General features: G+C 69.7%; 17 protein-coding genes and 1 pseudogene. 6 read left to right on the top strand and 12 right to left on the bottom strand.

The window, feature by feature from the left end; genetic code table 11:
• Positions 1–205 precede the first annotated feature (205 nt).
• The 4 genes from ACFV0T_RS22375 to ACFV0T_RS22360 are packed head-to-tail and all read right to left on the bottom strand — an operon-like array spanning position 206 to position 5,967.
• Positions 206–2,224, bottom strand: a complete 2,019-nt coding sequence (locus ACFV0T_RS22375; protein WP_385781796.1) for an acetoacetate--CoA ligase — start codon at positions 2,222–2,224, stop codon at positions 206–208.
• 16 nt (positions 2,225–2,240) lie between these two features.
• Positions 2,241–3,854: a bifunctional 3-(3-hydroxy-phenyl)propionate/3-hydroxycinnamic acid hydroxylase gene (locus ACFV0T_RS22370; protein ID WP_385781793.1), complete on the bottom strand. Its 1,614-nt coding sequence runs from the start codon at positions 3,852–3,854 to the stop codon at positions 2,241–2,243.
• Positions 3,851–4,825, bottom strand: a complete 975-nt coding sequence (locus tag ACFV0T_RS22365; RefSeq protein ID WP_385781790.1) for a fumarylacetoacetate hydrolase family protein — start codon at positions 4,823–4,825, stop codon at positions 3,851–3,853. Before ACFV0T_RS22365 ends, ACFV0T_RS22370 begins: the two co-directional genes overlap by 4 nt.
• The gene (locus ACFV0T_RS22360) at positions 4,822–5,967 is read right to left on the bottom strand and encodes a VOC family protein (RefSeq protein ID WP_385781787.1); all 1,146 of its coding nucleotides are present in this window, start codon (positions 5,965–5,967) and stop codon (positions 4,822–4,824) included. Before ACFV0T_RS22360 ends, ACFV0T_RS22365 begins: the two co-directional genes overlap by 4 nt.
• 137 nt (positions 5,968–6,104) lie before the next feature.
• Here ACFV0T_RS22360 and ACFV0T_RS22355 point away from each other — a divergent pair, with 137 nt between their 5' ends.
• Positions 6,105–6,740 (top strand): TetR family transcriptional regulator, encoded by a 636-nt coding sequence (locus ACFV0T_RS22355; RefSeq protein WP_385781784.1) that lies wholly within the window; start codon positions 6,105–6,107, stop codon positions 6,738–6,740.
• Between the two features lie 188 nt (positions 6,741–6,928).
• The gene (locus ACFV0T_RS22350) at positions 6,929–9,118 is read left to right on the top strand and encodes a SpoIIE family protein phosphatase (RefSeq protein ID WP_385781781.1); all 2,190 of its coding nucleotides are present in this window, start codon (positions 6,929–6,931) and stop codon (positions 9,116–9,118) included.
• A 375-nt stretch (positions 9,119–9,493) separates the two neighbouring features.
• Here ACFV0T_RS22350 and ACFV0T_RS22345 read toward each other — a convergent pair whose 3' ends face one another.
• A complete protein-coding gene (locus ACFV0T_RS22345; RefSeq protein WP_385781778.1) occupies positions 9,494–10,540 on the bottom strand; it encodes a zinc-binding dehydrogenase in 1,047 nt (348 codons plus the stop codon).
• A gap of 130 nt (positions 10,541–10,670) precedes the next feature.
• The gene (locus ACFV0T_RS22340) at positions 10,671–13,892 is read right to left on the bottom strand and encodes a cytochrome P450 (protein WP_385781775.1); all 3,222 of its coding nucleotides are present in this window, start codon (positions 13,890–13,892) and stop codon (positions 10,671–10,673) included.
• A gap of 933 nt (positions 13,893–14,825) precedes the next feature.
• On the opposite strand from ACFV0T_RS22340, the gene ACFV0T_RS22335 reads away from it, so the two are divergent.
• The gene (locus tag ACFV0T_RS22335; protein ID WP_385781772.1) at positions 14,826–15,437 is read left to right on the top strand and encodes a TetR/AcrR family transcriptional regulator; all 612 of its coding nucleotides are present in this window, start codon (positions 14,826–14,828) and stop codon (positions 15,435–15,437) included.
• A complete protein-coding gene (locus tag ACFV0T_RS22330; protein WP_385781769.1) occupies positions 15,409–16,365 on the top strand; it encodes a trehalase-like domain-containing protein in 957 nt (318 codons plus the stop codon). Before ACFV0T_RS22335 ends, ACFV0T_RS22330 begins: the two co-directional genes overlap by 29 nt.
• Before the next feature lie 132 nt (positions 16,366–16,497).
• Here ACFV0T_RS22330 and ACFV0T_RS22325 read toward each other — a convergent pair whose 3' ends face one another.
• The 5 genes from ACFV0T_RS22325 to ACFV0T_RS22305 form a co-directional block, all read right to left on the bottom strand.
• Positions 16,498–17,220, bottom strand: coding sequence for an alpha/beta fold hydrolase (locus tag ACFV0T_RS22325; protein WP_385781766.1), 723 nt, complete (start codon positions 17,218–17,220; stop codon positions 16,498–16,500).
• A 52-nt stretch (positions 17,221–17,272) separates the two neighbouring features.
• Positions 17,273–18,025 (bottom strand): TetR/AcrR family transcriptional regulator, encoded by a 753-nt coding sequence (locus tag ACFV0T_RS22320; protein ID WP_385781982.1) that lies wholly within the window; start codon positions 18,023–18,025, stop codon positions 17,273–17,275.
• Between the two features lie 933 nt (positions 18,026–18,958).
• Positions 18,959–19,288 (bottom strand): NIPSNAP family protein, encoded by a 330-nt coding sequence (locus ACFV0T_RS22315; RefSeq protein ID WP_385781763.1) that lies wholly within the window; start codon positions 19,286–19,288, stop codon positions 18,959–18,961.
• Positions 19,289–19,358: 70 nt separating this feature from the next.
• Entirely contained in the window at positions 19,359–19,778 is a 420-nt protein-coding gene (locus ACFV0T_RS22310) for an SsgA family sporulation/cell division regulator (protein ID WP_385781761.1), read from the bottom strand.
• Positions 19,766–20,056, bottom strand: coding sequence for a hypothetical protein (locus ACFV0T_RS22305; RefSeq protein WP_385781758.1), 291 nt, complete (start codon positions 20,054–20,056; stop codon positions 19,766–19,768). The genes ACFV0T_RS22310 and ACFV0T_RS22305 overlap by 13 nt, the downstream gene beginning before the upstream one ends.
• Positions 20,057–20,301: 245 nt before the next feature.
• Here ACFV0T_RS22305 and ACFV0T_RS22300 point away from each other — a divergent pair, with 245 nt between their 5' ends.
• Both ACFV0T_RS22300 and ACFV0T_RS22295 read left to right on the top strand, forming a co-directional pair.
• The gene (locus tag ACFV0T_RS22300) at positions 20,302–20,427 is read left to right on the top strand and encodes a hypothetical protein (protein WP_385781757.1); all 126 of its coding nucleotides are present in this window, start codon (positions 20,302–20,304) and stop codon (positions 20,425–20,427) included.
• Positions 20,406–20,552, top strand: a pseudogene (locus tag ACFV0T_RS22295) (FAD-dependent oxidoreductase); the annotation flags it as partial. The gene ACFV0T_RS22300 and the pseudogene ACFV0T_RS22295, both read left to right, overlap by 22 nt.
• A gap of 412 nt (positions 20,553–20,964) precedes the next feature.
• On the opposite strand, the gene ACFV0T_RS22290 reads toward ACFV0T_RS22295, so the two are convergent.
• The gene (locus tag ACFV0T_RS22290; RefSeq protein WP_385781754.1) at positions 20,965–21,600 is read right to left on the bottom strand and encodes a TetR/AcrR family transcriptional regulator; all 636 of its coding nucleotides are present in this window, start codon (positions 21,598–21,600) and stop codon (positions 20,965–20,967) included.
• Positions 21,601–21,904 lie beyond the last annotated feature (304 nt).

Genomic DNA, 21,904 nt, shown 5'->3' with positions numbered 1-21,904 from the left:
AACATCTTTGCGGGGGGGGTGGTTTGTCACTGGGGGGGCGGGGGGTGGGTGTTTGTTAATTATCTTTTTTTTTTTTTTGGTGGGTTGGGGGGGGGGGGGGGGGGGGCCCCCCCCCCCCCCCACCACCCCGTGGGGACGGGTTTGCGGAGCCGGGCGGGGCACAAGGGCCCGGCGATGTCACATGGGCCGTGTCCCCTGGCCGACGTCATGTGTTGTGTGCTGACCGCTTGTGCCGCTCCGCGCCCAGGCGGGCGAAGTAGGCGATCAGGTCGGGGTTGTCGACCGCCGAGGGGTTCACGACCTGCTCGGCGGGAGCACCCTGGAGCAGTCGCTTGACGGGTACCTCGAGCTTCTTGCCGGTCTTCGTGTGCGGGAGCGCCGACACCGCGATGATCTCGTCGGGGACGTGGCGGGGGGAGGCGCCGGCGCGGATGGCGTCGCGGATCTTCTCGCGCAGGGAATCGTCCAGGCCGACCCCCTCGGCGAGGACCACGAAGAGCGGCATCCAGTAGCCGCCATCGGTTTCCTCCGCGCCGATGACAAGGGCCTCGGTGATCTCGGGAAGGCGTTCGACGACATCGTGGATGTCGGCACTGCCCAGACGTACGCCGTTGCGGTTGAGGGTGGCGTCGGAGCGGCCGTGGACGATCACCGAGCCGTGGGAGGTGAGCGTGATCCAGTCGCCGTGCCGCCACACGCCGGGGTAGGCGCCGAAGTAGGTCTCGCGGTAGCGGCTGCCGTCGGGGTCGTTCCAGAAATACAGCGGCATGGACGGCATGGGGCGGGTGACGACCAGTTCGCCGACCTGGTCGAGGACAGGGTTGCCCGCGTCGTCGTAGGAGGCCAGCGCCACGCCCAGGCCGGGGGCGGACAGCTCCCCCGCCCAGACGGGGGTCGTGGAGGCGCTGCCGGCGAAGCCGGAGACGATATCCGTGCCGCCGCTGGTGGAGGCCAGCTGGACGCCTGCGCCCACGTGGTCGCGGACCCAGGGGTAGGCGGAGGCGGGCAGAGCGGAGCCGGTGCAGCCGACGACGCGGATGGCCGACAGGTCGTGCGCGGAGGGTTCGATGCCCAGCTTGGCCATGGCCAGCAGGTATTGAGGACTGGTGCCGAAGACAGTGACCTTGTGACGCGCCGCCAGCTCCCACAGGACGTCCGGACGCGCCTGCGGTGCCGGGGTGCCGTCGTAGGTGCAGGTGGTGGCACCGGTCAGCAGGGTGGAGACGACCAGGTTCCACATCATCCAGTGGGTGGTGGTGTACCACAGCAGGCGGTCCCCGGTGCCCAGATCGGTGTGCAGGCCGAGCATCTTGAGGTGTTCGAGCAGGACCCCGCCGTGCCCGTGGACGATGCCCTTGGGCAGTCCGGTGGTGCCGGAGGAGAAGACGACCCACAGAGGGTGGTCGAACGGCACCGGGGCGATGGTGAGGTACTCGGCGCGGCTGGCCGCGTCGTGCCAGGGAACCGTCAGCCTGGTGTGCCCGTCCTCGGGCCAGGCGAGGCCCACGTGGTCCACGAGCACCGTGGCCTTCAGCGTCGGCAGGGCGGCGGCGAGTTCGAGCGAGGCATCGCGGCGGTAGTGGGTGGTGCCGTTGAAGAGATAGCCGTCCGCGGTGATGAGCACCGTGGGTTCGAGCTGGGCGAAGCGGTCGGCGGCGGCCTTGGGCGCGTAGTCCTGGCCGCACACCGACCACACCGCGCCCAGGCTTGCGGTGGCGAGGAAGGCGACGATGGCGTGGGGGGTATTGGGCAGATACCCCACCACCCGGTCGCCCTGTCCGACGCCCAGGTCGCGCAGGGTGGCGGCGACGGAGGCGACGCGCGCGCGCAGCTCCCGCCCCGTGATCTCATAGCCGGCTCCGGTCTCGTCCAGGGCGGTGATCGCGGGGGCGTCCGGCTGCAGGTTGCGCAGCGCGTGATGGGCGTAGTTGAGGGTGGCGCCGGGGAACCAGCGGGCGCCGGGCATGGTCTCCTCGGCCAGCACCTGCTCGTACGGAGTGGTCGCGTCGATCTCGAAGTACTCCCACACCGCGGCCCAGAACCCTTCGAGGTCGGTGACGGACCACTGGTACAGGGCTCGGTAGTCCGTGGGGCCCTGGATCGCTTCGGCGCCTTGGTGCCGAGCCGCCCATCGGGCGAAGTCCGCGATGCGGCTGTGGGCGGCCGACTCCGGGTCGGGAGTGAAGAAGGGTTCCGGATACGGCGCGGGGTGCGGGGTGGTCATGGTCTGGTGCTCCTCGTCAGGCGGGCCGGGCGTCGGCGGTACGGCGGGCCGTGTGCAGCAGGGGGGCCCAGGCGACGCTGTCCGTGAAGTCCCCGGCGCGGGCCGGGACGGTGTCCATCACGACGCGGTCGGGGCGCAGCAGGACGGCGTCCAACCGGCCGCGTGCCAGCCAGGCGGCCAGGGTGCCGTCGTCGCTCAGGTCGTCGACGTGGATCGTCGGGGCGCCCAGTGCCGTGGCCACGGCAGTCATCTGCGCCGTGGGCGGCACAGCGGTCAGGACGGCGAAGGAGTCCCCGAGGACGTCATCGAGGCGCACTCGCCTGCCGTCGTGCCGTACCCAGGGCTGCGGGCAGAAGGTGCCGGCCAGCACGCGGCCGGTCAGCCTGGGGCGGCGCCGTACGAGTGGACCGGCGGTCAAGGCGGGGCTGAGGTCACGGCTCACGGCCGCGGTCACGCCAGGCATGCGACAGGCCGCGCCCACGACGGCCCGGCGGAACGCCGCACCGCGGTCCTGTCCGCCGGTCATGGCCCAGCCGACGGCGACCGCCACGCGGATCACATGGCGGGCGTGCGGCTTGCGTTCGCGTTCGTAGGTGTCCAGTAGCCCCTCGTGTGCGCCCTGTTGGAGCACACGGGCGAGTTTCCAGGTGAGGTTCTGGGCGTCGCGCAAGCCCGCGCACAGACCCTGCCCGACGAAGGGCGGGGTGAGGTGGGCGGCGTCGCCCAGCAGGAAGACACGCCCCCTGCGCCACCGGTCGGCGAGACGGGCCCGGAAGGTGTACTGCGCCTGCCGCACCACCTCGAAGTCGTCGCCCGCCGAGGGAGCGGAGGACGGCAGGTCCACCCAGGGGGCGACCAGCTCGCGCAGGCGCTGCTGCCCTTCCGGGCCGTCCAGGTTTTGGTCCTCGGGCAGCCGGAACTCCCAGCGGTAGCGGTCCTCGCCGACGCGCATGAAGGTGGCCGGCCGGTTGGGACAGCAGATCTGCTCGGCGCCTTCCCAGCTGCGCACCTGGCGGGTGGTGCGCACGTCGATGACTCTCCAGCTCTCCTGGAAGTGCAGGTCTTCCCACACGGCACCGATGGAGTCACGGGTGAGGCTGCCCGCGCCGTCACAGCCGAGGACGGCATCGGCCCACACGTGCTCCTCCTCGTCGCTGCCGTCGCGGCGGAAGGTGACCCGGGCCGGACCCGCCGGATCGTTCGGTCCGTCGGTGTCCTGGGTGACGGACACGACCTCCACCCCGCCCTGCAGCTCGCACTCCGGGCGGCGGGCCAGGGCGTCGCGCAGCAGGCGTTCCAGCTCGGGCTGGTCGAACATGCTGGTTTCCGGGAAGCCGTGGTGTCCGCGCGAGGAGCGCGGGAACTCGGCGATCACGCGGTGCTCGGCATCGAGCAGCCGTAGCCCGCGCGCCGGGCGTGCGAGGGCGGCGAATTCTTCGTGGACACCGACGCTCTGCAGGATCCGGCGGATCTCGTCGTCCACGACGACGGCGCGCGGCAGTGGGTAGATGTCCCGGTGGCGTTCGAGGATCAAGCTGGGCACTCCGTGCCGGGCGAGCAGGAGGGCGGCCGTGACCCCGACGGGTCCCGCACCGATGATCACCACCGGTCTACGGGAAGCGGCCTTCATGCTGCGTCCGTAACGGGGGTCCGCTGCTCGCCGAGGTCGATCCGTCCGTCCGGGGTGGCGATCGTGGCGGTGATGAGGTCACCGCTGTGCAGGTACTTGGGGTTCTTGGCCTGCCCCTTGAAGAACGCCTTCCACTTCAGTGCGGGCGGCAGCAGCGCACCGATCTTCTCGGCCGCCTTGGGCGGGGCCTTCAGGGCCGTGCCGCCGGGAGTGCCGGTCAGCAGCAGGTCGCCCGGGTCGAGGGTCTGGAAACGGGCGAGCAGGGTGAGCGCCTGTGCGGGGCGTACGATCATGTCGGCCAGCGTGCGGTCCTGGCGCGGCACGCCGTTGACCGACAGCCGGAGCCGCAGGTTCAGCAGATGGGCGAAGTCCTCGGGCTCCAGCAGGGTCAGGTACGGACCCGTCGGGGTGAAGGTCGGATAGGACTTGCTCTCGTAGAACTGGGTCTTGGTCAGCTGGACGTCGCGGGCGCTGACGTCGTTGGTCAGGACGAGGCCGGCGACGTAGCGCGGCAGGTCGTGCTCCTCGACGACGGTGCCAACGGGCAGGGTGGCGCCCATGACGAGGCCGAGTTCCACCTCGTAGTCGAGGAACTTCACGTGCTCGGGGCGGATGATCGTGTCATGGGGGCCGCTCACCGAGCCGGACGCCTTGCGGAAGAAGGTGGGCGGAATGTCGCCGGTGAAGCCCGAATCCTTGGCGTGGCTGCGGTAGTTGACCATCTGGGCGACCACCCGGCAAGGGGTGGTGACCGGAGGCAGCGCCACCAGGTCGGCGACGGGCGTGCCGCTCTCGTCGGAGGCGGCGGCCTCGCGGACCGCGTCCCGGTCGGCGAGCAGTTCCGCCGTGGTGACCGCCTTGGTCGCGACGCGCACGGCGCGCTCGTCCCGGACGACCCACCAGCCTCCCCCACTCTCGGCTTCGCTCGAGCGGGAGGTGCCCCCAGTGGTGCGCAGAACGTTGGTGCTCATGAGCTCATCGCTTTCATCAGGCCCAGCAGGCGGGCGGGGTCGAGTTCGTTGTCGCCACGCAGGGCCGTCATGACCTCGCGCAGCTTGGCGGGGGACGGGTTGGCGCCCAGGAAGTCGCGGGTGACCGGCGGGCCCCACTGGGCCAGGCCGCTCGCCGACATCGGCGCCCAGCCGGGCTCCAGGTCGCAGGAGAACAGGTCGCCGTCGGCGAAGTGCTCCAGCATGAAGTGGTCGGGGTCGCGCCAGTAGTCGAACAGCTGGCTGCCCTGGATGTGCCGGCCGATGCCCCAGCTGCGCTGGTATCCGCGCTCGGCCAGGTACTCCCCGCCGGCGCCGATCGCGTCGAGGTCCGTGACCTGGTAGGCGGAGTGGACGTAGCCGGTTCCTGGCCCCAGGTGCAGGGCCAGCGTGTGGTGATCGACTGCCACGCTCCCCTGGTCGCACCGGATGAACGCCATCGTCGGCCCGCGTCCGCGCTGCCCGTCCAGGAACAGGAAGTCGGACACGATCATCCCGAGGGTGTCCAGGTACCAGTCCAGGGTGCGGGCGAACACCCGTGTCTCCAGCACCACATGGCCCAGCCGCTGGATACGGGACGGCTCACGGGGCGGACGCTGGGTGGCGTTCGTACGACGGTGATCGGTACCGAAGTTGAGAATCAGCGGCTCCTGCTCGGGCAGCGCGGGCAGCTGCTCGGCGCAGTGCACGACCCGGACCGGCAGGCCCGAGGGATCGAGCAGGGCGACCGACTGCCCACCGCCCGGTACGCCGACGTCCCGGACGGTACTGCCGGTGGCGCCGGCCAACCGGTCCAGGTCGGCCCGCTCGGCCGCGCGGAACGCCGGCCCGATGAACCGGGACGCACGCCCCCGCCGGATGACCATGCAGGGCGAACCCTCGAAGGTGCCGCGCAGCCACAGCTCCCCCTCGGTGCGGGCGGCGACCGCGAACCCGAAGTCACGCGCGAAGACCTCGGCCCGGTCCAGATCCGGCTTCTCGAACTCGAGCCAGGCCAGATCCGCCACCTTGATCACGGGATTCCGGGACCGTCCGGGGTGCTCTCCGCCCAGGGCGCCCTGCTCACTGTGGAGGTCTTGATGGGGGGTCTGGGGAGCGGCCTTGTTGACCGGGGTGTGGGACATGGTGTCCTCCAAGCAACACTGCTGTAATGAGGAAATCATCAACTTTGCTGTTACCCATCGTCAATAGGGAAGACCCAAAAAGTTGATGACTTCATCAGTAATGCCAGACCTATCGTGACGGTTGTTACACTCGTCGCATGCCGATGTCAGCCCCGCCCAAGAACCGCTTCGAGCGGCGCCGCGCCGAGACCCGTCAGGCGCTCGTCCGTGCGGCCCGGCAGATCCTCGCGGAGACCGGTGACACCAGCGCGAGCATCCAGGCCATCGCCGAGCGGGCGGACGTCGGTTTCGGCTCCTTCTACAACCACTTCGAGTCCAAGACGGAACTGTTCGACGCCGCCGTGACAGATGCCCTGGACGAGTTCGGGCAGGTCATTGACGAGCTGGTACAAGCAATCGACGACCCGGCGGAGCTCGTCGCCGCGGGCTTCCGGCTCACCGCCCGCATGGCCGACTCGCACCCTGAACTCATGCGGATCCTGCGCGACCGCGGTCTGGCACACATCCACTCCACCGGCGGACTCGCCCCGCGAGCGCTGCGCGATCTGGAGAACGGCATCGCCTCGGGCCGCTTCACCTGCCGCAACGCCACCACTGCCCTGTCCGCGTTGGGCGGCACCCTGATGTCCCTCGTGGCGCTGCGGCTGGCCCGCCCCGACCTGGACGGGGACGAGGCCGCCTCCGACCTGGCAGAGATGGTCCTGCGCATGCTCGGCGTCCCTCCGGACGACGCCCATGAGGTCACCCGGCGGCCGCTGCCCGACCTCGGTTGACCCGAGCACCAGCGGTTTCAGGCCCGTGGACGCCGGAAAGCCGTGGACGGCACCCCGTCCGCCGGTGACCGCGCGGACCCTCGTCCTCGACCACGCCCAGCCCGTGAGACCGGGTGCCTCCTGGCCACCGCGCAGCCAGATGCGGCCGACTGAGGCTTCGCGCGCCAGGGCGGCGTAACGTCGTCAGAGTGGACCTCACCGCGGACATTCTTCTGTCCCGTGCCGCGCATGAACTCAGCCCGCGAGCGGACGAGCTGATCCACGACATCGCGCAATGCCTCCGGCGCGAGGTCCCCGACCTGTGGGACGAACCGGGCATCGCGCGGATGACGGCGGACAACATCACTGAGCACGTCGGCGCCCTGCTTTTCGGCATCGAGCACGGCACCGAGGCAAGGCGGATCGAACCGCCGGCCGCCGACGTGGAGCGCGCTCGTCGGCTGGCTCAGCATGGCAAGCCGGTCACAGCGCTGCTGCGCGCCGTCCGGCTCGCGCAGGGCCTCATCCTCGACCGATTGCTCGAAGAGCTGCCCCGGCTGACCAGCGATGCCGAGCCGATCAGCGCGGCGACCCGCAAGCTGATCGCACTGGCTACCGAGTACACGGACCGCACAGCGGAGACGGATGTCCTGGCCTTCCAGGACGAGCGGGATCGCCAGGTGCAGTGGCGGCTGTCGGTCGTGAACGAGGCGAGCGTGCGTGTCGGCACCACCCTGGACATCGCCCGCACCGTCCAGGAGTTGGTGGACCTGGCCACCGAGCGCTTCGCCGACGCCGTCACCGTCGACCTCCTCGACACGGCCTTCGCAGACGAGCCTCTCGCGAAAAGCACCCTCATGGTCCGCCGGGTCACCCACCAGCCGGTGACCGACGGTGACCCCGGAACGGCCTACCTGGAAGCGATCTCCAAGGAATCGTCGGTTCCGCCGCAGCAGGTGCACACATATCCGGACGGATCACCACCGGCTCGCGCCCTGGTCACTGGGCGGCCCTCACACCACCGCCTCGGCCCGTCCGCATCCGTGCTGCTGATACCGCTGTGCGCCCGCGGCATCACGCTGGGTGTCGCTCAGTTCTTCCGTCACCACAGGTCCAACGCATACGGGGACGAGGACCTGCTCCTCGCCCAGGAGATCGCGGCCAGGGCGGCGGTGGCCATCGACAACGCCCGCCGATACACGCACGCGCGCGCCACCGCCCTCGCCCTCCAGCGCAGTCTGCTCCCCCGCAGCACACCCGCGCAGTCCGCCGTGGAGGTCGCCTGCCGCTACCTTCCTGCCGCCTCCCAGCTCGGCGTGGGCGGCGACTGGTACGACGTCATACCCTTGTCAGGTGCCCGGGTCGCACTCGTGGTGGGCGACGTGGTCGGCCACGGCATCCAGGCCGCCGCCACCATGGGCCGGCTGCGGACCGCCGTACGCACCCTCGCCGACATCGATCTGCCGCCCGACGAACTCCTCACCCACCTGGACGACGTCGTCATCCGTCTGTCCGCGGAAATCTCCTCCGAAGCCTCCGCCGAAACGGAACGCGAAGCCGCGGGGGACATCGGGGCTACCTGCCTGTACGCCGTATACGATCCCGTCGCCGGCTGCTGCACCCTGGCCAGCGCGGGCCATGTGCTGCCCGCCGTGATGACCCGGGACGGAACCGCCGACATCCTCGAGCTGCCCGTCGGCCCGCCACTCGGCCTGGGCGGCCTGCCGTTCGAGACGACGGAGATCGACCTGCCCGAGGGCAGCCTCATCGCCCTCTACACCGACGGTCTGGTCGAGGCCCTCGATCACGACATCGAGGCGGGCCTCACCCGACTGTGCCAAACCCTCGCACAGTCCTCCGCCTCCCTGGAGACGACCTGCGACACCGCCCTCGAAGCACTGCTGCCCGTGGACCGACCGCACGACGACGTGGCACTCCTCCTGGCCCGGACCCACGCCCTCGGGGACCGTCAGGTCGCCACTTGGGACGTGGATGCCGACCCGGCCGAGGTCGCCCGGGCCAGAGCGCGCGTCTCCGAGCAACTGACCGCCTGGGGACTGGAGGAACTCGACTTCACCACCGAACTGGTCGTCAGCGAACTGGTCACCAACGCCATCCGCTACGGCCGGCCTCCCATCCAGCTGCGTCTCATCCACGATCGCACCCTCATGTGCGAGGTCGCGGATACCGGCAGCACGACTCCGCACCTGCGCCGGGCCCGTGTCTTCGACGAGGGCGGCCGAGGTCTGTTCCTCGTCGCCCAACTCGCCGAGCACTGGGGAACGCGCCATGCCCGACGTGGCAAGACGGTCTGGGCGGAGTGCGCCCTGGGCTGCGCGCCGGAGCTCTTCTCGGACGCGGCAGTGCTGGACGTGGAGGCTATCTCCGGGATCGTATAGACACCATCGCGCCCGGGCCGCCGAGACGATCGCGAGGCTCCTCGGGGGCCTCGACCGGCTGACGATGCAGCGCCTGTCGGCATGCGTCCTGAATGCGGGCGAGGAGTCACGCGACTCCCCACTTCGGCGTGGCGCTCACCGGGAGACCTCGCGTTCCCCGTTCCTCGCACGGCGGCCAGCGCATCGGTGCGTCCCATGCGGTGGCATCACCCGGCTCGCTCTGCCCGGCTTCGCCCGCCCCGGAGTCGGTGTGCGCCGGACCCAGAGACCGGAAAGCCGTGGGCGCCGGTGCTCCCTCAAGCACCGGCGCCCACTCACCCCTGCCCGAGGTGGTCTTGATGAACTTTCGGTTCAGCTACGGGTTCTGTTCCGGTGTCAGGGGACGAGGATGAGGCGGATCGGGTCGCCGATCTTGTTCTCCAGGCGGTTGACCGCTTCGGCGGCCTCGGCGAGCGGGAGGTGGTCGGTGATGGAGGGGGCCAGGTCGAGGCGGCCGACCTCGGCGAGGCGGACCAGCTCGGTGACGGACTCGGGGCTGCCGCCGTAGTGGCCGCGCACCTGCTTGCCCAGGTAGTTGAAGGTCAGGCCCTCGGTGATGGTGAGGGGCCTGGGGCTGATGCCGACCAGGATGAGGACTCCGCCCAGGCCGAGTGCGGCGGCGGCCTGCTCGCGGACGGCGGGCACACCGGCGCAGTCGAAGGCGAAGTCGAGGCCCCGTCCGGCGGTGGCCGCGCGGACCTGGTCGGCGAAGTCGGGGGCGGCCGGGTCGAGGGCGAAATCCGCGCCGAAGGCCAGGGCGCGTTCGCGGGCGCTGGGCAGCGGGTCGACGGCGATGATCGGCGCGGCGCCGGCCAGCCGGGCGAGGCGTACGTTGTGCGCGCCGACTCCGCCTACGCCCCAGACGCCGACGGACTGTGCGGGGCGTACGCCCGCGGTGGTGACGACGGCGGCGTAGGGGGTGGAGACCGCGTCGGGGATGATCGCGGCCTGGTCGAACGGGAGGTTGTCGGGAATGGGGATGAGGGTGTCCTCGCGGGCGACGGTGTACTGGGCCCAGCCACCGTCGTAGTCGATGCCGGCGGTGCGCATCTGGGTGCAGGGGCGGCTGCGCACGCAGCCGGCGCACTGACCGCAGGTCTTGCCGGCTTCCAGGGTGACGCGGGTACCGACGGTCAGACCGCGCTTGAGGTCGGGGCCGAGGGTGTGGATCACACCGGCGACCTCATGGCCGACGGTGACCGTGTCGGAGGTGGCGAACAGCGGCACGAGGGAGCCGTCGATGAGGTGGACGTCCGAGAGGCAGACGCCTGCGGCCTTGACCTCGATGAGGACCTCGCCCGGGCCGGGCACGGGGACGGGGACCTCCTCCACGGCGAACTTCTTGCTGTCCAGGTGGAAGCGTCCGGCGAGCATGGTGTCCATGGTGCTCTGCTTTCTGTGAGCGGCACTCCGGCGGTTCGGGCCGACGGGTGCCGTGTGGTGCCTCGTGACGGGGTGGTGGCCGGGAGGGTGCGGGGTGTCAGGACCGCCGCGCCCTCCCGGTGTCTGGAGGTCAGGCGAAGACGTCCTGCTGGTAGCGCTCGTCCGCTTCCAGCTGGGCGAGCCACCGCTGGGCCGTCTCGTCGTCGCTGCCGGTGCGCTCGCGGTAGATGGCGGCGAGGGCCTCGCGGACGGCGGGTGCCATGCGGCGGCCGTCGCCGCAGACGTAGACGTACGCGCCGTCCTGGATGGCCTGCCACACGGTGTCGGCGGCGCCTGCGATGGCGTTCTGGACGAACCGGGCCGGGTGGCCGGTCACCGCGGAGTAGGCGGTGTGCACCTGGGCGATCCCGGCCTGCTCCCAGTCCTGCATCTCCTGGCGGTAGAAGTAGTCGTGCTCCGGGTGGCGGCAGCCGACGAAGACCTGGGACAGGCCGACCTGCGTGCCGTTCGCGTGCTGCCAGGCGCGCTCCTCGAGGAAGCCGCGCAGGGGTGCGATGCCGGTGCCGGGGCCGATGAGGACCAGCGGCGTGGCGGGGTCGGCCGGCGGGGCGAAGGTCGGGGAGGGCACGCGGACGTAGCCGTAGAAGACGTCTCCGGGCTTGAGGCCTGCGATGTAGGAGGAGCAGGTGCCGCGGTACTGGCCGTCGCCGGACAGGGCCGGCCCTTCCAGCAGACCCACGGTCAGCCGCACGTGGCGCGGGTTGGCCAGCGGGGCGGAGGAGATGGAGTAGAAGCGGGGACGGATCGGCCCCATCATGTCCAGGAAGACCGCCAGAGGCAGCTCGACCGCCGGGAACCGCTCCAGCAGGTTGAGCACGGAGACGCGCTTGCCCAGGACCTCGGTCTGGTAGCGCTCCTCGGCTTCGGCGGTGTCGGCCGTGTAGGCCTGCAGCTGCGGCCGGGTCCACGGGCAGTCGGTGTGCTCGGCCAGCGTCTGGATCTGGGAGCGGGTGGCCACGTCCTGCAGTTCCAGGAACTCGGTGAACAGCAGACCCGCGGTGACGGGTGTGCCCACCGGGAGGTGCGTGCGGCCGCCGGCGGGCTGGTCCAGGCGCAGGACCTGGTCGCGGTCGACGCCGAGCCGCGCGAGGGCGCGGTTGACCAGCGCGGGCTCGTTCTTGGCGAAGACGGCCAGGTGGTTGCCGGTGTCGTAGGTGACACCGTCGGGGAGTTCGATGGTGATGGACTTCGCGGCCGGGCGCGGCGGCTCGATGCTGAAGTCCCACAGGCCGGTGGCGTCGGCGACGAGTTCATCGTTGGCGACGACGGTCAGCGAGTAGGCCTGCTCGGAGACGATCGCGGGGCGCACGTCGGCCTCGGTCAGCAGCTGCACCTGGTAGCGCGGGCCGCTGGCCTGGGAGGTGTCGGCCGCGTACTCCTCGGCCAGGGTGGTCCACAGGGTGTCCATCCAGCGGCTGGCCATGCCGTCGAAGTCACCGGCCGCATCCGCGATGCCGCGCTCGATGACGGGGGTGGCGCCGGCGGCCAGCAGGCCTGCCTCGATCCGCTTGGGGAAGCCCTGGTAGGTGGCCACCCACTGGGTGTTGCCGGCACCCAGCAGCGCGAACCGCACGTCCTTCAGCGAGCCCTCCGGGAGTCCGGCGGCGATCAGGTCGTCGAAGCGCTGCGCGTTGTCCGGGGCCTTGCCGTTGTAGCTGGAGGCCACGACGACGAGCAGGCCCTCGGTGGGCAGGTTGTCGCCCAGCTCGTCCAGGCCGACCAGCGTGGTGCCGAACCCGGAGCGCTCGCTGCGGTCGGCGATGGTGCGCGCCAGGTCCTCGCAGGAGCCGAGGCTGGAGCCGTAGGCGACGGTCAGGTTCACACCCACACCACTGACCGCGGCCTGCTCCCGCGTGTCGTCCGCCTGCAGGTCCACTGCGCCGAACACGGTCCGCTCGTGCTCCCGACGGGCCCGCACCTTCAGTTCGAAGCCGCCGGGCTTGCGCGTCAGCGCCTCCTTGACGTCCATCTTGTAGTCGTCGGTGTCGGCGAACTTGAACTTCTGCAGCACCAGCGCCAGGGCCAGACGGGCCTCGGTGAGCGCGAACTGCCGGCCGATACAGGCACGCACGCCGTTACCGAACGGCTTGTAGGCGTGCGGGTGGTGGTCGACCCGGTTCTCCGGCAGCCACCGCTCGATGTCGAACTCCTCCGGCCGGTCCCACGCCTTGGGGTGGGTGTGCAACGGGCCCTCGAGGATGTTGACCCTTGCTCCCTTCTTCAGCCCGTAGCAGCCGCCGATGACGGTGTCCTCCAGCGGGGACTTGCCGATCAGCGGGATAGGAGCCCACAGGCGCAGGGTCTCCTCCAAAATCCGGGGGATGACGTCCATCTGCATGATCGTGTCGTAGTCCGGGACCGTGTCGCCCGGCAGCAGCCGGTCCACCTCGGCGTAGGCCTGGGCCAGCACCTGCGGGTTGCGCATCAGCGAGTAGGTGGCGAACGACAGCAGACCGCTGGTGGTCTCGTGACCGGCGATCAGGAACGTCAGCACCTGGTCACGGACGTTGTCGTCGTCCAGCCCCTTGCCGGTCTCCGGGTCGGTGGCCTCCAGCATCAGGCCCAGCAGGTCGTCCTCACCGGTGCCCTTCCCCTCACGACGCTCCTTGATCACACTCTCGACCAGGTCCCGCATCAGCTGGATGTTCGCGCGGTACTTCTTGTCATCGGCCTTGCGCATCTTGGTCATCATCGGCAGCTCCTGCGAGCGCCGCAGCGACTCGATCAGAGCCTCCAGCAGCGCGTTGAGGAAGGGGTGCAGATCCTCCTTGGCGAAGGAGCCGAACCGGTAGCCGAACCCCGACAGGGCGATGGTGTCCAGGGTCAGCCGGGTGTAGTCATCGGTGATGTTGACCGGCCGGCCCTCCCTGCGCTCCCACTTGCCCACCAGGTTCTGGGCGATCTCCAGCATCTGCCCGAAGTAGCCCTTCATCGCCCGCTGGCTGAAGGCCGGGAGGAGGACTCGGTGCGCCATGCCCCATTCCTCCTCGTGCTGGTGGGCCGTGAACAGGGCGGCTCCCGCGTAGTCCCGGACATGGGCCAGCGGCGTCTTGTCGATCTGCTTGAAGAACCGCGTCTCGTCGCAGACCTCGGCCACCAGGTCCGGGTCCCAGACGAAGACCTGCTCGATACCGGCGATCTCCATGCCGTAGATGCCCTCGGGGAACTGCTTGGACAGCTTGCCGAAGTACTCCACCGGGTTGGTACTGGGGACCTGCGGCGTGTGGCCGAGGATCGGGACGCCGCGCGGGGACCGAATGGGCCGCAGGCCGGTCTCGGACTGTGTGGTCATGGCTGGCTCCTTCAAGGGAAAAGGCAGGCAAGAGCATCGGGCGATACCGAGGTGCACCACGGAAACATACGCCGTATGGAATTATTACCATACACCGTACGGAAATTCGAGCGACGGGCCCCCGGGGGTCGAGAAACAGCCATGGTCGGCTCATCAGGAACGATGTCGCGCCCGCAAGGGGGCCGCAGCAATATCAGGCGCTTTCGAACGCGCTCCCGACTGGAGGAGGCGAGAGGCGAGAGGCGAGACCGGCCGCCGTCGGTCGGCGGCTCGACCGGGCTTTCCCAGCGGGGGCAGCCCATGGCGAACCCCGACGATCCGCGACGGCGGCCGCAGCAACATCCCGGTGAGCGGCCAACCCCCCTCCCTGCCCGCCGGCACGCATCGCGGAGTCGGGTCCGCACCCCTGCGCGTTGGCGGCTGACGGCAGCGCCGGAGAAGCAGGTGCGTGCGCCGCCTCGCGGCAGCGTCTCTACGTCTCTTCGCCGCGCTCGATCGGTCCGGCATCAGTCCGTGAAAGCGCACAAGGCAGGTTCGCCAGGGTCTCCTCAGCGGGGCATACCTGCGACCTGCTGCCGCAGGCGAGTACGCGGGGATGGAGCGGCCGACACGTCTCCCCCGGCCCTACGCCTGCACGCGACAGACGGCAGTGCGCCGCTGCTCGAGCGTCTTGTCCCCCCTCGACCGCGGCTTCCAGTCGAGCCTTCCGCTGTTCAAGGCGCGCCTTGGCGAGTCGTCGGCCACCACGCAAGGACTGTCCGCCGCCGGTCGGCGCCGCCCACCAGCGCGCGCAGCCCCGTGACCAGCCCTTCCGCGAAGCCGGAGGAATGGAGGACCTAAAAACGGCGCTGTCCCCACATGGCCGTCGGCGCTGATACCATACACCGTATGGTGACTGAACGGAAGCCCCCTCGGGGCACGAGGAAGAGGGACGTGCCGCTCACGAAGGACGGCATCTGCGCCATGGCGTTGCAGCTCATCGACTCCGACGGGGTCGAGGCGCTCACCATGCGCAAGCTCGCGGCGGCGCTGGACGCGAACCCGATGTCGCTGTACCACCACGTGCCGAACAAAGACGCCGTGCTGCGCGGCGTGGCCCAGCGGGTCGGTTCGCAGTTCAGCGCGGGAAAGCGGGAGGACGCCCCCTGGCAGGACCGGCTGCGTGAACTAACCCGGGACTTTCGCGAACTGTCGCACCGTCACCCGAAACTGATGGGGTATTCCTTCACGCGCCCCGACTACGTGCAGCCGGAGGACCCCTTCTGGCAGGCGCTGATCGACATCCTGGCCGCCGCGAAACTGCCCGAGGAGGAGACTCCGCGCGTCGCCGCGACCCTGGTCGGTGTGTTCACAGGTCTGCTGCTCAGCGAACTGAACGGGGCACTGCAGCGGTGGGCCACCCTGCCACCGGCACCGTCGGACCCCGACGAGGAAGGCGCACCCCCGCCCTCCAAAGACGTGATCGACACCATGTTCAACTCCGCGCTGGACGCCGCGGTCGCCGGAGTGGAGCACCATGTCGCACGAGCCCGCGAGGGGGCGTGACGGAAAGGGAACGGCTTCGTGGGGGGGCGCGCGGTCCGGCGGCGCCCCGCCGGGCCGACCTGATGGCGCCGCGATAGCGAAGGACCATAACGGAGGCAGGAACACAGAGAGGCTGCTGCGATGTCCGCGGCGCCGACACAGCACACATCGGCCCGGTACCTGCCGATCGCCGAGCACGGCTCGATCGGTATCCGCGCGCAGCGGCCCTGGTGGTACCGACGGGACCATCGACTGGTACTGCTGCCCGTCCTCCGACTCCCCGAGCGTGTTCGCCGCCGTCCTGGACGCGGACCTGGGCGGGGCGTTCCAACTGTCCGCGGCCGTGGGCGCCGGCACGAAACAGTTCTACTTCCCCGACACCAACGTACTGATCACCCGGTTCTTCACCGAGGACGGGCTCGGGAAGATCCAGGACTTCATGCCCGTGACGCACGCCGGCGAGTCCGGCCGTCACCGGCTGATCCGGCGGGTGGTGTGCGCCCGCGGGACGATCCCCTTCCGCGCGCGGGGGGGCTCCCGCTTCGGCTACGGCGCCCGACCGCACATCCTGCGGATACTGGAGGGCGCCGCCCTGTTCCGTTCCGATGCGCTGACGCTGACGCCCTGTCCCGTGTCACCGATGACACCCACTCAGAGAACCGGAGGGGGAGCTAGTGCCGCAGCAGGCAACGTTCGCCCCGTCCGACGCCCGGCACGCACTCCCGCCGCACCGGCCGAAAGCCCGAGTACGCCCGGTACGAGGACTTCCGGCCGGCACGCCGGGAGCACGCACCGGACGCCGCTCCTTCACGGGCGAACGTTGCCTGCCACGGCACTAGTCTTCATGTCCCAGTACCAGTTTCGTGTCTACACACTGCGCACCCCGAGGCGCTCGCCGCCTACGAGGCCATCTGGGCCAGACACGCACCGCTATTCCCCTCTGCGATGACCGGCGCGCAGGTCCCATCCCTGCCGTGGCCGAGATGAAGGGCCGGTCAGAAAATGGTCCCCCTGACTGGCCCCTCGGTGTCAGCGGCACCGAGGCCGGCCCCCGGTTGGCGAACCCGAGGGCGCCCCCTCGCTATGCAGTCCAGTGCGCCTCCAAGGCCGCAGCGACCTCGGCCGGCTTCTGGACTACCGTCCAGTGGTTGCAGTCCAGCTCGAGGACGCGCGACGCTCGCACGGCTCCGCCGAGTCTTCCGGCGAACTCGACCGGACAGGCGGGGTCGAGCGTGCCCCAGAAGACCAGGCACGGCGCAGACACGTTCGCCAGTCCCGGCTCCCACTGCGCACCCACCGTCTCGGCGGAACGGTACAGCTTGAGGATGCTGTCCCTCATGGTCCCGTCTACGCGCAGAACCATGTCCCCGGCCACCTCGGCCGGGAGATCGAAGCTCTCCATCAGATCCTTGGCGAAGGACGCCGGGTGGAGCTCGTCCATGAACCGGTCGCCCTTAACCGGGTCCTGCCAGATCTTGGCCAGCGGATGCCAGACGTACTCGACACTGACCGGAGCGCTACTGCCGGCCCACGTACGAACGAGGTCCGGCCGCAGGGAAGCGACGCGCGCGGTGAGGATGCAGCCCCAGTCATGGCCGACCAGGTCCACCGGCTCGCCCACCCGCTCCAGACGTTCGATGAGCCAATCGACGTACTCCTCTTTGGTGGAGCCGAAGCCGCTCGGCCGGGGCGTGCCGAAGCCGGGCAGATCCCAAGCCTCAACATCACTCCTGATCAGGTGTTGGCGCACGCCGTCCCACACGCGGTGGGTGTCGGGGACGCCGTGGATCAGAACTGCAGGCATGACTGAACTCCCTTATCGCTGAACAAAAACAGCATGTCGGGACTCTTGGTCCTCACTGCTCTTTCGGGTCGAAACCGGCCGCCATGTCCGAGACGGAGTTTCCCGGGGACTCTCCTTCACAGCGTGCGATTGGTGGGCGGAGTTGACGGGGGACGCGTCCGGAGAGACGCCCGGAGTTCTGCGGGGGCTGACCGTCGCGCCCACCGGCGTGATCAGCCGTGAGCCGGCTTTCCAGGCCGCCGATGATCGTGTCCAGCACCAGGCGGAACATGCGGTCCTCGCCAGAGCCCTCGTTCGTCGGCCCGTCCTCGCCGGAGGCGGGTGCGGCGGGCTGGAGGTTCGACCATCGGTGGAGCGCGCCGTTGAGCTCGGCGATCATCACGCCGATGACGACAGCGCACACGAGCGCGGCGAGCTGCGGGATCTCCGACTGCGGCACCCCTGCGGCGGCCAGTACGGCGGTTAGCGCGACCCAGAAGGGATCTTCGGGCTGGATGAAGTCCGGCTGGCTGAACGAGTAGGCCATGAGGTTGGGATGGCGGTGTGCCAGCGTCCGGAAATCCGTGGCAAGCAGGCGCACGCGCTCCTGCCAGGGAGCGTCCTCCAGTGTCACGGTGCGGAACCGGGTGCCGACCATTCTCGCCACACCACGCAGCAATGCGTCCTTGTTCGGCACGTGGTGGTACAGCGACATCGGGTTCGCGTCCAGCGCGGCGGCGAGTTTGCGCATCGTGAGCGCCTCGACCCCGTCCGCGTCGATGAGCCGCAGGGCGGAGGTGCAGATCCCCGCCTCGGTCAAAGGCACATCCCTCTTCCGGGTACCTCTAGGCGTTCGCTTCGCACTTTCCATACGATGTATGCTATCAAGCCGTACGTCGTATGGAAATGTCTTGCCCGGGTGGCCCGTGCGTTGCGGCGGCCGGGCGGGGGACTCGCCGCCCGTTGTGGCGTCCGGGGCGGACCAGCAGGTCGGCTGCCGGAGTTGTGGGCGGGCCGGCTGGCGCAGACGTTCTCCACGGCCCTTTTCCGCCGAAGGCGGTTCAGGCGCCGCTGCTGCCCGAGCAACTGGGCGCGGGACGAGTACGAGGACGCTGCCTCGGCGGGGCTCACTCCCCCGCTGCGGCGGCCCCTGCCGCGGTGAGAGCGGCGCCGCCGGCCATGGCATGCCTTTCCTGGGCTCCCTGTTGATCGCCTCGCTACGGGATCGCGCCCGGCCATGACGAGAACCGCGTCTCCGCCTGACGCTGGACACGATGATCATGGGTCTGGAGAGCCGCCTCGCCGCCGATGGTGACGGCCGGGACGCCGGTCATCGATCTTGCAGTCCTGCGGCGTTGCGGCCTGCGGTCGGCCTGGTCGGGCGGTCGGTCGGGCGGGCGGGCGGGCGGGCGGGCGGGCGCAGGCTGCCGCGCATGAGGAGGCACCCGTCACATCCCGAAAAGGGCTTGTGCACCGGCCGCCACAGATGCGCGGTGTGCTGCGGCTGTGCCGGGCGACCGACCTGCGAGGCCGACCTGATGGTTACACCGTCGGCGAATCCTCCACGTGCGCGCTCTACGGGCACACCCTGCCCTACGCTGACGCGCACTCAACCGGGTCTTTGGGTCACTGCGACCGTCCCCCCGACCTCACCGATCTCGTCCATGCCCGTTGCCGTCCGGCGACCGCCTTGGCGGGGTTGCGCGGCGCCCTGGCATGGACGAGAACTCACCGCAGACTTCGAGCGGCTCGGTGCCTGTCACCGCAAGGGTGAGTCCGCGGTGGGCGTCAGCACGGACTCGGCGACGCCGAGGATGTGGCCCATGTCGAAGCCCTCCATGTCCGCGCGGAATTCGGCGCTGGACAGGTACGCCTCCAGCCGCTCCTGAATGTCGTCGGCGTCCCGATAGGAAACGAGGGCGTACAGCTGGCGCTCCTCGCTCCCGGGGACCGCGGGCCCCGTCCAGACTCCGTGTGTGGCGATCCTGTGCTTGGCCATACCGGGAATGTGCTTGGACCAGATGTTCTCGTAGGCGCCGAGCGCCTCAGGGCTGCGCAGCGTGTAGACACGAAGCTGGTACTGGGACATGAACTCTCTTTCCTTCTCTTCTGTGGCCGGGACAAAGACCCCCATCCGCACGGCGATCGGGAGGCTTCTCTCAGCCTTTTGCGAACAAGTTCGCCAGTTCGAGGTCCCAGTCGATGTGTCCGGACTCGGTACCCCGTGGCACCAGCGCCTCCGTGTCCTCCAAGAACGCCTTGACGTCCCGCATGGGAACCTCGAGCAAGGCCGTGCCCGCGGGAGACCCGAGGACGATGTACACCGCTTGGTCACCACGGTCGACGGTCGACCAGACCCGGATGTCCCCACACCCTGCGGAACCTCTCAGGCCATCGGCCAGAAGATCACGCCCCAGGACCCATTCGGTCGGCTCGTCGGTGTCGGTGAAAAAGGCGGCACGGACGACATAGGGATCAGCGGGCTCGTACCGCAGGCTCATGCACATGGGCAGCGAGTAGGTGCGCGTGATGACCAGCTGCGCGGTCACTCCCCGCATGATGGTCTTCACAGACTCCATCGGCTTTCACTCCTGCCGCGGCGGCGGTCAGCCGTGATCTCGTCATGGCCGTCGCGGTGCCAGCCACGGATCTCGTCCCAGGAGTAGCCCAGTTCGAGCAGGTAGCCGATACCGCGGTCCCCTCGGTAGCCGTCGGCGTTGGCGCTGAGGGCCGGGCGCTGTACGTGCGCAGATGCAGAAGTCGCGGCCAAAGCGGTGCTCCCCGCGCCGAAAACGGCGGCACCCGCTACCGCCACGGAGGAAGCGGTGACGGCAACGTGCCTCATGAACGTCTTCATGGTCTTTCCTTCCCAAGTGATGCATCTGCACCATCAGCTGCATGCAGGCGAAGTGCGGCGCCTGGCGTGGCCCGAGCAAGCTCTTCCATACGCCGCACGGAAGCGTCATCCAGTAGTACCATACAACGTATGGAAATGTCGAGGCGTCCACATGGCCCGCACGGCATGGCAGCGACACGAAGAGTCGACGTCCTCTCCGGGACCGCGTCGGTCGCCTTGAGGGAGTCCGCCCGGCCTTCGAGAAGATGATCACCTGCACCAACCGTCTCGGACCCTCATGGCGGCTGGGCGTGCGCGCCACCGGGGTGGACCTGCTCGCGAAACAGGTGCTGCCGGCGGACGGCGAGTCCTGCCCTACGACCGACTGCTGATCACCACCGGGATCCGCGCGCGGCACTGCCACAACCTGGAGGAAGCCGCCCTGGACGAAACATTCACCCTGCGCACCCGAACCCGCGAGGACGCCGGCGGACTGGCCCGACGACTGACCGCCGGGCCGGAGCGCGTGCTGGTGATCGGCGGCGGCTTCACGGGCTCGGAGATCGCAAGAACCGCAACCCCAGGCGGTTTTGCGATCCCGACCACTTCGACCCCACCCGCCCGGACAACGAGTATCTCGGCTTCGGCAGCGGTATCCACCTCCGCTTCGACGAACCCGTCGTGCGCTTCGCACCCACTCGGCGCTCGGCGCGCCGCTCCCTCACCTGGGCACAGCAGACTTGGTCCAGGACCCGCCTCCCTACCGGCAGAACGCCATGCTCCGCGGCCTCCGCCACCTGCCCATCCAACTCTGAGGCTGAAGGACGGCGACAGTGGGCGGGAGAGGCCGGCCACCCTGGTCGATCACGCAGGCCGCGGGAGCCGGTGCGCAGTCGGCGCCAGTCGACCGGTGCGCGACAGGATCCTCTTCACGCTGCAGCGGGAAGGGGCCGCCGGGCGAGCTCACGGGCTTCTTCCGGGGAGAGGCCGAGCATGTGCAGAATCATCGCGGCCATGGTGCCTGCGGCCTGGTCGCTGTCGGCCTCGGGCTGGTTGCACCACAGTTCCAGGAGCGCCAGCAGGCTGCCGTTCAGCACGGTCAGGGCGATCACCGGGTCGACCACGGTGAACCGGCCTGCGGCCATGCCTTCCTCCACGTCGCGCTTCGCCCGCGGAGCCAGTCCGTCGCCGGCACATATCCGGCCGAGCTGGCTACGGCACAGCATCTCCATGATCTCCGGGTACGACTCAGCCATGCGCACGCTGAGCCGCACGCCCCCGGCGAGGCGCTCGGCGGGATCATCGACGCCGCGCAAGCGCTCGTCGACGGCTTGGGCGTACTCCTCCAGCGCATCGGCCACGGCCACGTCGAACAGGTCCGGCTTGCCCGTGAAGTGGTTGTAGAAGGAGCCGAGGCCCACGTCCGCGCGCTCCGCGATGGCATGGACACTGACGCCGACTCCACCGGACTCGGCCAGGATCTGCCGCGCGGCGCGGACGAGCGCCTGGCGGGTCTCGGCCCGACGGCGTTCGAATCGGTTCCTGCGTAGGGCTGGCATCGGCATGCCCCATGAATAAGAGCGGCAATTCTGATGGATTCATCATCACATCACCCGCCTCGAGTGTCCACCCGGGCTCACCAATCCCGAGTCGACGGCTGCGTGATCGGCAGGACACAGCCGCATCTGACGCTTTCATCAGTTTTGGGGGGCTTGACGAAGAAGCGTCTCGTATCTGACTATTTCATCAGAAGTGGACAAACCATTCCAAGGCTGGCAGGCGTCGCGCCGGTGGACCGCTCAAGGCCGCGCGCTCCATCACAGGCCCGGCACGGCGGTCCCGCCGGGCCGCTCCTCAGCCCCGGGCGAC

This window comes from Streptomyces sp. NPDC059582, assembly GCF_042735715.1.
Classification (GTDB): Bacteria; Actinomycetota; Actinomycetes; order Streptomycetales; family Streptomycetaceae; genus Streptomyces.
Note: the sequence above shows the minus strand (reverse complement) of the source record. Positions and strands in the feature narration are given on the sequence as shown.

Bases quoted from the DNA above. Each gene is read 5' to 3' on its own strand.
- ACFV0T_RS22375 (WP_385781796.1), bottom strand. From the start codon at position 2,224: ATGACCACCCCGCACCCCGCGCCGTATCCGGAACCCTTCTTCACTCCC.
- ACFV0T_RS22370 (WP_385781793.1), bottom strand. From the start codon at position 3,854: ATGAAGGCCGCTTCCCGTAGACCGGTGGTGATCATCGGTGCGGGACCC.
- ACFV0T_RS22365 (WP_385781790.1), bottom strand. From the start codon at position 4,825: ATGAGCACCAACGTTCTGCGCACCACTGGGGGCACCTCCCGCTCGAGC.
- ACFV0T_RS22360 (WP_385781787.1), bottom strand. From the start codon at position 5,967: ATGTCCCACACCCCGGTCAACAAGGCCGCTCCCCAGACCCCCCATCAA.
- ACFV0T_RS22355 (WP_385781784.1), top strand. From the start codon at position 6,105: ATGCCGATGTCAGCCCCGCCCAAGAACCGCTTCGAGCGGCGCCGCGCC.
- ACFV0T_RS22345 (WP_385781778.1), bottom strand. From the start codon at position 10,540: ATGGACACCATGCTCGCCGGACGCTTCCACCTGGACAGCAAGAAGTTC.
- ACFV0T_RS22340 (WP_385781775.1), bottom strand. From the start codon at position 13,892: ATGACCACACAGTCCGAGACCGGCCTGCGGCCCATTCGGTCCCCGCGC.
- ACFV0T_RS22330 (WP_385781769.1), top strand. From the start codon at position 15,409: ATGTCGCACGAGCCCGCGAGGGGGCGTGACGGAAAGGGAACGGCTTCG.
- ACFV0T_RS22325 (WP_385781766.1), bottom strand. From the start codon at position 17,220: ATGCCTGCAGTTCTGATCCACGGCGTCCCCGACACCCACCGCGTGTGG.
- ACFV0T_RS22315 (WP_385781763.1), bottom strand. From the start codon at position 19,288: ATGTCCCAGTACCAGCTTCGTGTCTACACGCTGCGCAGCCCTGAGGCG.
- ACFV0T_RS22310 (WP_385781761.1), bottom strand. From the start codon at position 19,778: ATGGAGTCTGTGAAGACCATCATGCGGGGAGTGACCGCGCAGCTGGTC.
- ACFV0T_RS22305 (WP_385781758.1), bottom strand. From the start codon at position 20,056: ATGAAGACGTTCATGAGGCACGTTGCCGTCACCGCTTCCTCCGTGGCG.
- ACFV0T_RS22300 (WP_385781757.1), top strand. From the start codon at position 20,302: ATGATCACCTGCACCAACCGTCTCGGACCCTCATGGCGGCTGGGCGTG.
- ACFV0T_RS22290 (WP_385781754.1), bottom strand. From the start codon at position 21,600: ATGCCGATGCCAGCCCTACGCAGGAACCGATTCGAACGCCGTCGGGCC.